The organism is Rhodococcus sp. AH-ZY2, from assembly GCF_030916465.1.
Lineage (GTDB): Bacteria > Actinomycetota > Actinomycetes > Mycobacteriales > Mycobacteriaceae > Rhodococcus > Rhodococcus ruber.
This window is the reverse complement of record NZ_CP126457.1, coordinates 125376-137627: the sequence shown is the minus strand read 5'-3', so window position 1 is coordinate 137627 and position 12252 is coordinate 125376. Positions and strand designations below refer to the sequence as shown.

Annotated in this window: 10 protein-coding genes and 1 pseudogene; 5 read left to right on the top strand and 6 right to left on the bottom strand. The window is 64.0% G+C overall.

Translation table 11 applies throughout. The annotated features are described in order from the left end of the window. Positions 1–38: 38 nt before the first annotated feature. The 3 genes from QNA09_RS00560 to QNA09_RS00550 all read left to right on the top strand — a co-directional run bounded on the left by QNA09_RS00560 (position 39) and on the right by QNA09_RS00550 (position 2677). The gene (locus QNA09_RS00560) at positions 39–302 is read left to right on the top strand and encodes a hypothetical protein (protein WP_072812449.1); all 264 of its coding nucleotides are present in this window, start codon (positions 39–41) and stop codon (positions 300–302) included. Between the two features lie 575 nt (positions 303–877). Next, on the top strand, positions 878–1453 hold the full coding sequence (locus tag QNA09_RS00555; RefSeq protein WP_072812452.1) for a TerD family protein: 576 nt from the start codon (positions 878–880) through the stop codon (positions 1451–1453). Positions 1454–1564: 111 nt separating this feature from the next. Continuing rightward, a complete protein-coding gene (locus tag QNA09_RS00550) occupies positions 1565–2677 on the top strand; it encodes a DUF475 domain-containing protein (RefSeq protein ID WP_072812454.1) in 1113 nt (370 codons plus the stop codon). Positions 2678–2847: 170 nt separating this feature from the next. Here the strand turns inward: QNA09_RS00550 and QNA09_RS00545 are convergent, their stop codons facing one another. The 5 genes and pseudogenes from QNA09_RS00545 to QNA09_RS00525 form a co-directional block, all read right to left on the bottom strand. Beyond that, the gene (locus QNA09_RS00545; protein ID WP_072812456.1) at positions 2848–3987 is read right to left on the bottom strand and encodes a TerD family protein; all 1140 of its coding nucleotides are present in this window, start codon (positions 3985–3987) and stop codon (positions 2848–2850) included. Positions 3988–4565: 578 nt separating this feature from the next. After that, positions 4566–4985 (bottom strand): hypothetical protein, encoded by a 420-nt coding sequence (locus QNA09_RS00540; RefSeq protein ID WP_139281832.1) that lies wholly within the window; start codon positions 4983–4985, stop codon positions 4566–4568. 1039 nt (positions 4986–6024) lie between these two features. After that, a complete protein-coding gene (locus tag QNA09_RS00535; RefSeq protein WP_308071908.1) occupies positions 6025–6369 on the bottom strand; it encodes a hypothetical protein in 345 nt (114 codons plus the stop codon). After that, positions 6330–6845, bottom strand: coding sequence for a hypothetical protein (locus QNA09_RS00530; protein WP_238406544.1), 516 nt, complete (start codon positions 6843–6845; stop codon positions 6330–6332). Before QNA09_RS00530 ends, QNA09_RS00535 begins: the two co-directional genes overlap by 40 nt. Further along, positions 6842–7868, bottom strand: a pseudogene (locus QNA09_RS00525) (integrase). Before QNA09_RS00525 ends, QNA09_RS00530 begins: the two are co-directional and overlap by 4 nt. 890 nt (positions 7869–8758) lie before the next feature. On the opposite strand from QNA09_RS00525, the gene QNA09_RS00520 reads away from it, so the two are divergent. Together QNA09_RS00520 and QNA09_RS00515 are read left to right on the top strand one after the other, a co-directional pair. Next, positions 8759–9481 carry a YfbU family protein gene (locus tag QNA09_RS00520; RefSeq protein ID WP_006937975.1) on the top strand — a complete coding sequence of 241 codons (723 nt, stop codon included), beginning with the start codon at positions 8759–8761 and terminating at the stop codon, positions 9479–9481. Between the two features lie 138 nt (positions 9482–9619). Continuing rightward, positions 9620–10126 (top strand): hypothetical protein, encoded by a 507-nt coding sequence (locus tag QNA09_RS00515; protein WP_049904218.1) that lies wholly within the window; start codon positions 9620–9622, stop codon positions 10124–10126. Positions 10127–10468: 342 nt separating this feature from the next. Here QNA09_RS00515 and QNA09_RS00510 read toward each other — a convergent pair whose 3' ends face one another. Then, positions 10469–12100 (bottom strand): IS1634 family transposase, encoded by a 1632-nt coding sequence (locus QNA09_RS00510; protein WP_203011628.1) that lies wholly within the window; start codon positions 12098–12100, stop codon positions 10469–10471. Between the last annotated feature and the right edge of the window lie 152 nt (positions 12101–12252).

The following is a 12252-nucleotide window of genomic DNA, read 5'->3' as shown; positions in this document are numbered from 1 at the left end:
CAACACACTCGACAACCACCGGAGACCGAGGAGACGACATGGCCGGCGTCAACGCTGATCCCAGCTCACTGCGCACACTCCGCGCCGACATCGATCGGACGCAAAGGGAGATCAAGCAGGCGATCGCTCGCACTCGCGGTGCGTTGCGCAGCGCCCAGTGGAAGGACTCGATGAAAGATCAGTTCGAGCGAGAACTGGAATCGACACTGCGCACCCTCGATGCATTCGACCGCAACGCCGACCAACTCAAAGCGCACCTGGACCGGAAGGCCCGCGAATTGGACCAATACCTGGGTCGCTGAAGTATGACAGGAACCCATGTGACCTTCAGTATCGAGGCGACTTGTGGCTGGCCTAATGTTGCGGTGCGCTGCGATACCACCTCCCCTCAAAGTTCGACCCGGAGTTGTCGCCAGCTACGCACTTGTCCGGCGCCAAAGGAGGCTGTCGGAGCATGCACGGCACCGATGGTGGTTACGCTTTCTGTGGTGACGGCTATCGCTCAGACCTTGACCACCGAAGCGAGTGCTCGGCACACCTTCCTTCCTAGCCGAAACGTGACGGCCGAAGAGACAACTGTGGAATGCGTGCTCCGACCGGGTAGGACCGCACTAGTCGAAGCACCTTGCCGCAACGGGTGCGCCAATTCCGCCTCGTAGAATCGGTCCCGCGTCGTCCTGTCGGCATCGATGCGGCTATGGCAGCTACCGGATCCACGCTCGAATCCGGTACTCAGCGCGGGCTGGGTACCGGGAAGCTGGAGCGGCCCCTTATCTTCTGTTGGGTGGTCTAGCGGGGGCATGATCGCCTCACCGTTCTGTTCCCTGCGAGTGCATTGGTATTCGGAGGGTTCCGTCAACTCGAAGGAGTCCATTTCATGGGTGTTACTCTCGCCAAGGGTGGCAATGTGTCGCTGTCCAAGCAGGCAGCCAATCTGACTGCGATCACCGTCGGTCTGGGCTGGGACCAGCGCACCACCACCGGGGCCGATTACGATCTCGACGCCTCCGCGCTGCTGACCGGCTCGGATCGCAAAGTGTTGTCCGACCGGCACTTCGTGTTCTACAACCAGCTCAAGTCCCCCGACGGTGCCGTCGAGCACACCGGCGACAACCTCACCGGTGAAGGTGACGGCGACGACGAGTCGATCAACGTCGACCTGATCGCCCTCGACCCGAAGGTGACGAACATCTTCTTTCCGGTGTCGATCCACGACGCGGTCCAGCGGGGCCAGTCGTTCGGTCAGGTGATCAACGCCTTCATCCGTATCGTCGACCGCAACACCGGCATCGAGCTGGCCCGCTACGACCTGACCGAGGAAGCCTCCACCGAGACCGCCATGATTTTCGGCGAGGTCTACCGCAGCGGCGCCGAATGGAAGTTCCGCGCCGTCGGACAGGGCTACGCCTCCGGGCTCGAAGGCATCGCCCGCGACTACGGCGTCAACATCTGACCGACGCGACCGTTTCCTTCGGTCGTCCCGCCGCCGCACCGGCGCACTGAGCATCGACGCTCGGCCCAGTGCGGGGCGGGACGACCGCCTCAGACAGAAAGGCCACGTTCTGTGGTTCTGCGCATTTTCGGCGTCTCGTTCGCCGTCACGGTCGTCTCCCTGGTGGTGGCGTTCCTCTACGGCGGGCCGCAGGCGCTGCTGCTCGCCACCATCCTCGGCATCCTCGAGGTCTCGCTCTCCTTCGACAACGCCGTCATCAACGCCACCGTGCTCCGGCGGATGAGCGAGTTCTGGCAGAAGATCTTCCTCACCGTCGGCATCCTGATCGCCGTGTTCGGCATGCGGCTGGTCTTCCCGCTGGTCATCGTCTGGCTCGCCTCCGGTCTCGGCCCGGTCGCCGCCCTCGATCTGGCGCTGAACCCGCCGCCGGACGGTGCCGCGTACTTCCCCGACGGCTCCCCGAGTTACGAAACGCTCATCACCGCCGCGCATCCGCAGATCGCCGCGTTCGGCGGCATGTTCTTGCTCATGCTCTTCCTCGGATTCGTCCTCGAGGAAAAGGAGATCACCTGGCTGTCGTGGCTCGAGCGTCCCCTCGAACGGATCGGCAAGCTCGACCAGCTCGAAGTGGTCATCGCCACCGCCCTGCTGGTGCTCACCGCGGTGTACATCGCCCCGGACGATCAGACCTCCACCGTCATGATCGCCGGCGCCTTGGGCATGATCACCTACATCGCCGTCAACGGACTCGGGGAGCTGTTCAACGTCGAACACGACGACGCGCAGGCCGGTCGCTCCGGTCCGACCGAGCTGGCCAAGGCCACCGGCAAGGCCGGGTTCTTCCTGTTCCTCTACCTCGAGGTGCTCGACGCGTCGTTCTCCTTCGACGGCGTCATCGGCGCGTTCGCCATCACCGCAGACCCGATCATCATCGCCCTGGGCCTGGGCTTCATCGGCGCGATGTTCGTGCGCTCCCTGACGGTGTACTTGGTCCGGCAGGGCACCCTGTCCGAGTACGTGTACCTCGAACACGGCGCCCACTGGGCCATCGGTGCCCTCGCCTTGATCCTGCTGTACTCGATCGGCACCCACGTCTCGGAGATCGTCACCGGCCTGGTCGGGGTCGTCCTCATCGTGGCCGCCCTGGTCTCGAGCATCGCCCGTAAGCGCCGCAATCCCGACGACGATGTCGATACCGCCGATCGGGTCTCGGTGTCCGTGTAACCCCGTCACCGTTCACGCCGCGGCCTCCCTCTGGGGTCGTGACAGCGGTAAATGTGGTGATGCCGCCGGGCTCGGTCCGATGCGGGCCCTGCGGCATCACTGGAGGGTCGCTGGGCAAGCCGGCCGTTTCGCTGGCTTGCCCACCAGCCCTCAAGCGATGCCAACGGGCGTCACTTGTAGAGATTCAGCGGTCCCGCATCCATCGTCAGTTGGCCGCGGTGGTCGAGTAGCGGACGGTATTCGGAGTTCGGTCGACTGTAAAGTTCGACAGCATCGATTTCGACGCCGTGAGCTCTGTTCCACACGATCGCCGGTACACAGGTGTAGATGTTGTCGTGCCGCTGCGCGTGCCGCGCATCGACGGTGACGACATCGCCGGCGCCGTTGTCCACGGCGAGAGACACCTTGTAGCGATGGAACGAGCCGGTTCCGTTCGACTGGGCCGAGTACGCCACCGGAACAACGCACACGATGTCGTCGTTGAGCCGGATCTCGACCTTCTCCACGGCGCGGCCGCGTCGGCCGGCGTCCCGGCCGATGTCACCACAGTGCCGGACTGCGCCTGCGGCGACGACCGGAGTGAAGTAAGGATTGTCCGCGGTGCCGAACTGCGCGGCAGTCTCGACGTGGCCGTCCCGGAACAACACAAGGGCGTACACGTCGTAGTCGGTTTCGGAATTCCACGAAACCGTGGCGGTAATTGCTGCGGTCTTGGCCATCGATACACGCTGGCCCTTGTCGAGATTGATCTTGCCTTTCGCCAAGTTCACCTGCGTCGGGGGAGCCGCGGCCGGAGCCGGGACAGCGGGGGCGTCGTCGACGGTGACGCCGTGCTCGGTGACCAACGCCGCCAGACCGCCCTCCCAGCCGGCCGAGACATTGCGGACCTTCCAGCGCCCGTTGTACCGGTAAACCTCGAGCAAGACCGCCGAGCGTTCCGTGGTCAAGCCCACCGCCGGCGCCGTCACCACCGCACCGGTGGCCTGACTGGCCGTCACCGCCAGCGACGGAACCGACGACAGCGGACCGGGAACCGACCCGTCGACGGCGACCGCGACCACGATCCTCGCCACCGCCGCCGGTACGGCGTGCAGATCTACCCGTACCTGACCCGAGGACACCAGCATGACTGCGCCCTCGGGGGACCGCGGGTTGTTGAAAAAGACCAGGTCGTCATCGCTACGGACCTTGCGATTGTCACCGAGCTGGAAAACGAACAAGTCAACACTGCCCGGCGCGGTGCCGGTGACGGCAAGGGTCGTGGCCGCAGTGTCGATGCCAATGTTGGCACCACGCGTCAAGGTGGTCACAGCGCAGTCATTCCTCTCGGGATTGCGGTTCGGAGGGACGATCAGTGCCGCCTACAAGTCATGACGGAACTGATCAAGGCGACCTGTTTCGGCGAGGCCGATGTCGGGCCACCGACAGGATGCCCATCCTCTGGAGGACCCTTCGATCCTCGAAAACGGTCGTGGTATCGAACTATTCGTACACGACGCAGTCACTACCCTCACGAACTGCATCCCAAGCTGGCCATCGGTGGTACTTCGAAAGGATCCCTAGGGGTATTCGCACCCGGATCCGATTGCCCGAGCAAACGCAACGGGTAGGTACGAAATTGCGCTGGTCCACGGCTTATGACCGTCGATGGTCCGCGTGTGGCTCCGAAGTGCAGGGAAAAGCAGGAGAAGGCCAGCTAGTGTCCTTCTGGGGCTGTTGGATGTGGTGCTCCCACGCAGACAGGTGCCTCGATCAGATTCGCCAATGCGACCATGGAGGGACGATGTGGTAGCCACGCCCGTCCGGCGGAGAAGAGCCTAGCGCCGATCGGTATGCAAGCGCTCAGCAAAACCCTCTACACCAAGCCCGCGCAAGGACTTATTTCCGCCTATCTAAATTCATTTATGACGGCTTTTCCTACATATGTGACAGTTCCAAGAATTGGCGGTAGCCACCATATGGCGATACCGAACATTTCCCCTGCCCCATAGTCCAGCTGACTCCACGGAATATTCCAAAAGAAGATAATTACACCGACAATGAATCCAGTCACGAAAGCGGTCCAGGCGGAGCGCCCCAAGATAAAATCCGATGCTACTGTCACTGCAAAGGCCATCAACAAAGACAAAGCGGTGGCGAGGTACAGACCATCCGGGAGATACGTCTCGCCTGTTGCATGGTTACGGCCCGTGGGCCTATCGCCAACATTGACGAACAGCCACAACAACGCACAGGTGGCCAGACCGAGCAGAAGTAACCCCACCGCACGAGATGCGATATCCCCCGGCCGCGTCTGAGATGTCGTCATCGGGATCCTCTCGTAGATCTGCTCAGGACGCAGGAAGCATAGAGGATTTCACAGGAGCCGGTCTTCTCGCCGCGACATTGCATGGAATGCTGCCGTCGTGCGCTGTACCCGGCCGAAGCTGACATCTGGCCGCTGACCCCATCGATGTCCAGCTCGCCGGGGCGCTGCATACGGTTCTTACGCATCGGCAGAGCTGACCGGGGACCGAGCAGCGTCACCGATGGGGTTTCTCCCACGGTCGTTATGAGTGGACTTCCCGACGACGGTGAGCTCGGAGCAGTCCACCTTCGCGCTGGCATCAATGTAGAAGGAGCCTGCGAACTGTTCAGCCAGACCACCTCGAAGCACTGGCGCCAGGTCAGATTATCGACCAAACAGATGAAATTTCTCACGAGAGCAGATGTTTCCCTTCGTCAGGAAATACGGTCCACTACGAGCAACTCACTAGAAAGGATTTACACAATGAAGACAATGAAGCGGATCCGACAAGGTGTCGCCTCCATGGCCCTATGCGCTGCTGTCATAGGGGCTCCGCTAGCGCTGGCTCCCGCTGCGAACGCGGTGACAGGCTGCAACTTCTGGGCAGGAACCGACAACCGAGCCTACGCACAATGCTCGGGCGGCTCGGGATACGTCCGAGCCGGAGCGCGATGCAAGACTTGGTATGGGGGGCAAGTCACCGCTTACGGTGCTTGGGTGCGAGCAGGACAAGTCTCCGTCGCCAATTGCGGATGGCCCGGCTTTGTATGGGGGGCTCACGGACCCATCGTCTGGTTCGAGACGAAATCGTAAGTAGAATCCAGCGGCGGTAGCGACCGACCAACGGAGCGGAATAGCCGCTTCTGGAGCTCTTAGATTCACGACGGTTTATCCAGGCCAGCTGGCGAAGATGCCAAATTGCGTTCCCGGCACAGTGTCAGCTTGGTTTTCGACCTCGTCGAAGACACTAGCGATGTCGCCCAGTTGCTTCCGGGCGGCGACGCCGCGCTCGTAGTAATCGGGATCCAGTGTGACGTCCTGAGTAATCAACTCGTCCCGCCTATCCAGATCCGGCTGTGGTGCTCGGATCGGCAACGGGCGGTGCACAGGCCCTGGGGCCGATCAGGTGTGCTCGCACCACGGAGGCGCCGGACTGGGAGGTCATGGCGAGCGGCATCAGCGGGGTGTGGCCCCAGCGGTCGATCGGCAACGGCCACGTCTGGCACCAATCGGGAACATCTGCCGTGACCGGTTCGAACAGATGCTGAGCGAGCAGTCGAGTGTTGGAATGCTCGTCCAGAAAAGACTGGATCTCGGCCCAGTCCCGGTACACCGCCACCACATCGACACCAGCGACCACACTCGTCAGCTCCACACGGTGGCCGTCACCGGTGCCGACGTGCACCGTGTCGTCGGTGCAGACGATGTCCCACGTCGCGGCCGTCTGATCTGGACGAATCCGAGCCCAGCGGTAGCCAGCACCAACAGCAACCGCTCACGGCGACCGAACAGGCCCTGCGGCCACGCGGTGATGGGGAGCCCCGGTATCCGCGAGGCCACAATGTCGGCAATCTGAGTCAGTCGGTCGCGGCGTGCGGCATCGAGCAGGTGCCGGACGAAGGCGCTGCGGCCCGGTGGGGGCAGGCCGGGGCGGGTGTGCAGGATGTTGATGACGGTGAGCCGCCGGCGCTGGGCGGCCACAGCGGCGGGGTTGACGCGGACGGCCTTTGCCGCGGTGAGCGGGTCGGCAGGCAGCACCTCGTAACCAAAGGCGGTGCACCAGTCGATGAACAGCGCCCATGGGTGCCGGTCCCGGGCCGGCAGTTCTTCGGCGGGGTCCATCGCGGCGGCCGCGGTGTCGCAGAGGTGTTCGCCGGTCACAATCTGAGGTTCGTCACGGCGTTGTTGATCAGGGGGCGTGTTCGCGGGCGTAGACCTTGAGCATCGCGGGAGTGGTGTGTTTGATATGCGGGTAATCCTGTGCGATCTCGATGACTCGGCGAGGATCTCGGGTAGGCCTGGGTGACGAACCCGGCGCGCGGCGAGTGCCCGCCGAGCCGGGCGACGAGTTCGGGGTCGTAGCCGGCACGCTGAGCGCGGCGGCGGATCGCCTGGTGCACCGCCCCCGACAACGGCGTGATCGAGAGGTTGCCGTCTTGCGGATCGCCCGCAGCAGCGGTGCGTTCGCGGCGGTGCGCGGGCGGGAGCCGCGGCAGAGGTGCGCGTCGAACAGCGGGGCGATGCCGAGCAGCCGGATCACCGCGGGCCGGTCGCCGGTGTCGAACGCGGCAACGACCTGCGCCCACGAGTTCGCTGCGGCGCAGCGCCCCGGCGTACCCGAGCAGCAGGATCGCGGTGTCGCGGCGTTCGAGGACCTCGTCCGCCCACCCGGCGACCTCGGCGCGGGCCTTGGCGACGATGGCGACGATGTCGGCGGTGAGCAGCGGGCGCGGGGGGGGGGGGGGGTACGGGGGCGTTCGCCGGCGGTGAGCAGCGGGGCGCGTGGGGTACGGGAGCGTTCGCCGGCGGTGGCGTAGTCGCGGCGGATGCCGGCCACGGTGGCCCGCACCAGCTCGTGGCTGGTGGGGAGGGGTAGCCGGCGGTGCGGTGCTGGTGCGCGATCGCCGCCACCCACTTGGCCAGGGTCGACGGCGCGTACGCCCGCCGCCCCTCGGTGAGGGTGTCGGCGGCGACAGCCAGATACGCGGACCCCGTCGCCGGATGCGCCGGCAACGCGGGGTGGCCTTCGGCGCCGCACCAGCTGGTGAAGCGGCGCCAGGCGGCGGTGTAGGCGCGGCGGGTGCCGGCGGAACGCGCCGCGGTCACCGACGCCTCGATCCGGGTCCGCACCGGCTCGGCGAGCAGCGGCGCCGCGGCCGGTGCGGGGGTCAGAAGAGGCCACATCCCGGCATTGGGGCGGGTGTCGTCCTGGTCGAGAGTCTCGCCGGGCGCCCTACCGGGGGTGCTCCGACAGTTCGGCAGCGGAAAACGCGCTGAGGTGCGTTTTCGTGGGAGAGGGTGCGGGAAGGACGATTCTCGTCACCGACCGCGCACACACCGGGAGTGACAAACCCCCAGCTGACCGAATGCGCCCGATTTGCGTGATTTATGCAGTTTCCACAAGACGGCTGTCCCGTGAACTTCCCACTGGCATATCAGTACGTGACCAGGGGTTTCCCATCCGTGTCAGCACGTTTTTCGTTCGAGGTCAGTGCGGTCCGGCTCGGATCCTGCTCCGGAATGCGGGACAGGCCTAGGGCTTTGTGGGCGAGCAGGAGGTGCCTCGTCCTGGTCGGAAAACGGCCCAGGTTGCTTTCTCGATCCGCGGGTACTCCCGACTGTCGACCGGCGTCGGGCGAACAACACGAGCCATCGATGTCTCAGGACTCGTCGAGAACGCGCGTTTTGAACCATCAGTTGCCGACACCAGTGTTGAAGCATCGTCGTCGCAGGTGGCGCGGTCGGGCTGGTCTTCCCGTGGCCATGTTCCGAGAAGGAGGACTTGCGAAACAACGTCTTCCACCTGCCCGTGAGAGAGCAGACCACGGTGACGCCCCACGAGTCCGCCATAGGGTACCCACCCCGGACCCCCATCCAGCACGGCTAAACAAGACTTCATCCGCTCGCCTCCAGGGGAGGGCACGTTCCAACCCCACGTCCTCACGCAAGCGTCCTGTTTGACGATCGGTAAACAGCACAGCCGTCAGGGGCACCACGCACGCGGTGGTGTAATGCAGTATTACGGAAGTGAATACTGTATTCTAATCTGTAGTTCAGACTACATGGAGGATCCGATGGCCACCCTCACGCTCCGTGTCAGCGACGAGACTCGAGAAGAGCTTGAGGCGCTGGCCCAATCCAAGGGCGCGACCGTCAGCGCATTGTTGCGGGACCAGATCGATCAGTTGCTCGGTCGCGACGTGGAGATGCGTCGTGGCGATGTGCCTCAGTCACTGACGATGAGCGAACGGCTACTGCTCGCGAGCCAGTCGAGGATTCTGGCCGCTCTCGTGCCGGACGAGGCCGACTACTACGCACGACGAAGCGAAGCTCTCGAGGAAGGGTATGCCGGCGAGTACGGCGATGTGTTCGCTACGGTCGGTCCAGAACTCACCCGCACCGAATGCGCTTTGGTATGGGACTTGCTCGACATGTTCCGTGTCCTGAGCGCAAGCATCGAGGCGCTCAATCCCGCTGATCGAGCCGTCCTCGGGGAAGAACGCATCGACCGGCTGCAGTTCCAGGGATTCGACATCAGCGACGAGCTAGAAGGCCGGCTGCTGTCATATGTGCAGTATCTGGTGCGCGGGAGGAGATGGTCGGAAACCGGCCCACGACTGGAGGAGATCGGCGACGACGGCAACTCTCATCACCGCTGTTTACCCTTCTATCGACTTCTGCTGGACACCTACCGGCCGATCATCACCACTCGTGCCAAAAGCCGGGGATACTCTCTCGATGCCTACCGCCTCGACCTCGAAGAGCTCATCGAGTTGGCGGAGGCCAGCTTCCGATGACGCGGTTCTTCACAGAGTCCGCAACTGCGGGGGTAGGCCGGAAGCCACCAGGTCGGGAGCTGTTGTCGCCGACGCAGCGACTACCTGGTTCGGCGCCCGGACTCACTTTTGCACCCCTCACTGACAAGATCCCCGCTTGTGCACGCATTCATTGACGAGTCCAAGCGTGACGGCTACATGCTCTGCGCTGTCACCGTCGCCGGCGGAGATGTCGCAGCGCTGCGTAAGCAGGTGGAAGCGCTGCGTCCGCGAGGCAGCGCACGTATACACATGAAGTCCGTCAGCAAGAAGGACGCGCCAAAGCTGGTCACCGAGGTATCGAAGCTCGACGCGGCCAGTCGCCTCTACGTCGTGAAGTCGGGAAAGATGCCCGAACGAAGCGCCCGCGATCTCACTCTCGGGGCAGCTGTCCGGGATTTGGCTACGCTCGCGGTGAGCCGGGTCCTTATCGAATCCTGCAATCAGGATCGAGAGGATAATCGGACGATCCGCGACGCCTTGGGCGCCGATGCGCCGTTCGTCTACCACCATGCTTCCCCGAGCGATCCACTGCTGTGGCTCCCCGATATCCATGCATGGGCCTGGGGCCGCGGTGGCCAGATGAGAGCGAAGATCGCACACCGGATCGAGGTATTCATGCTCTGACAACGAGAAGAACCCCACCCGTGGGGTGAGGTTCTTCTCGAGCGTGATGGGCGCGCAAGGCTGGAAACCGCTAGGTGGAGCTGCCCACAGGGGGTACTTACGCTCCGGAGACCTCCTACACGAACCGCTTCCCTCGGCTATTGCCTTAGGCAACCACACAATACCACTATCAACCACTTACGGACTGGTCTCGTCTCGACTTGAGAGGCGTGCGATTCCCCGGATGAACTGGCGTGACGCCCTGACGTGCGGCAGCTCGGACAGGCCCCGCCCAGAGCCGGTAGGGGCGCGATCCCTCAGTTTTCCGCGTAATAGTTACCAGCCTGAGTTAGGACATTTGGCTTAGTGTCCCGATTCGAACCCGAGACGGGTGAGAATCTCCAGCTCGGCAGCAGGGATCTGCGGCGGAAAGTCCTGGACGGCACCGTTGATGGCGATGGTCGAGGTCCGCAGCGGCCGCAGTTGCTTGACCAGCCTCGCGACCGCGACACCGGTGTGGTCCTGGGCGCAGCGGGCGACGGCCAGAGCGGCGAACACGATGGTCAGGTGCGCCTCGATGGCGTCGCGGGTGCGGTGGAACATCGGCCGTGCCCGCAGATCGGTCTTCGACATGCGAAACGACTGCTCGACATGCCAGAGGTCGTGGTACTTGCCGATCACCTCGCCCGGTTCCATGAGCGTGACCGGGATGTTGGTGACGTATCCCTTCAAGCCGACCAGCGATCGAGCTCGTGCCAGCGCGGCATCATCGAGTCGCTGACCTGCGCTGGTGGTCTTGACGAAGCGCGTCGCCTTCGACTTCTGGGTGCCCTCGACCACCGCCCGCGCCCTCGCCTCCTGGGCATTGAGAGTCTGGTTGTCGCGCACGGCACGTTTGCGGGTGTACTGCCAGATCGCCCGCCACGAGGTGGGATGCCGAACCGGATCCCAGACCGGTTCGGCCCGCCTTTTCACGGTGTTGACCACGCTGCGGGCGTGCCGGGGGGTGACGGTGTCGATGATCTGCCCATCGGTGAACACATCACCGTGCCAATGGAAATGGGACGTCAGATCAGCGGGCGCCTTCGTCACCCGGGAGCCGACGATGAACTTCAGGCCGGCCTCGTCGAGAGCGGTGAGATTCGCCGCCGACAGCATGCCGGCGTCGGCGGCGATGACCATCTCCACGCCCTCGAGGTCGTGCCGGGCCTGGAACTGACGCACCATGGGGACCAGGGTGTGGGTTTCGGCCTTGTTGCCTTCGAAACAGGCGATCTCCAGTGGGAACCCGGTGCGGTCGACGAGCAACCCGACCACGATTTGTGGATCGACCCGGCGCTCTTTGGAGTAGCCGACCTTGCGCAGGTCGTCTTCCTTCTCGGCCTCGAAGTACAAGGTGGTCACATCGAACAGCAGCAATCCCAACCCGCCGGTGCTGGCCGCGTACTCGAAGCAGCGGCGGGCGATCCGGTCGCGGTAGTCGCCGGTGATGATCTGCGCGAGGTGGCGTTGAATCGTTTTGTACGACACCGGATCAGCGCCGAGATCGCCGAGGACGCGCAGGGCATCGATCTTCGAGGTCGGTTCGACGATCCGGGCGATGACCAGGTCTTTGAACACCGCGTCGTCGATGATGTCGAAGCCGAGCCCGTCGTAGACGAAGGTGAGCACGTCGTAGAGCAACCGGGCGCTGGTGCGCACGGTTCGTCCCGCCCCGGCGAGCTCGCCACCCTTGCTCGTCGTCGGGCCGGGCAGTTGGCCGGTCCGCCAGTCGGCAACATCGGCGATCTGCTCGACGGGCGTCGGCACATCCAGCTCCAGCACGCCTTGATCGCCGTGCAGCAGGTGTCGGGCTCGTTCGAGCAGAATGCCCAGCTCGACGTCGGTATGCGCGGACCCGACGTGAGCGAGGATCTCGTGCCGGCCGCGGTGTTTGCGCACGACCTGCACCGCGACCGCTCCGGATGCGGTGCGCACTTTCCGCACGAATGCCACGGCCCGAACCTACCTGCTTAGTGTCCCGATCCGCTTCGTCGACGTCGTGAATGCGCAGGTGGAAGCCTCGACAGGTGTTCTACCCGCCAGTAATGTCCTAACTCAGGACTTACGGACTGGTCTCGTCTCGACTTGAGAGGCGTGCGATTCCC

Excerpts from the sequence above, each read along its gene's own strand:
- QNA09_RS00560 (WP_072812449.1), top strand. The coding sequence starts at position 39 with ATGGCCGGCGTCAACGCTGATCCCAGCTCACTGCGCACACTCCGCGCC.
- QNA09_RS00555 (WP_072812452.1), top strand. The coding sequence starts at position 878 with ATGGGTGTTACTCTCGCCAAGGGTGGCAATGTGTCGCTGTCCAAGCAG.
- QNA09_RS00540 (WP_139281832.1), bottom strand. The coding sequence starts at position 4,985 with ATGACGACATCTCAGACGCGGCCGGGGGATATCGCATCTCGTGCGGTG.
- QNA09_RS00520 (WP_006937975.1), top strand. The coding sequence starts at position 8,759 with ATGGCCACCCTCACGCTCCGTGTCAGCGACGAGACTCGAGAAGAGCTT.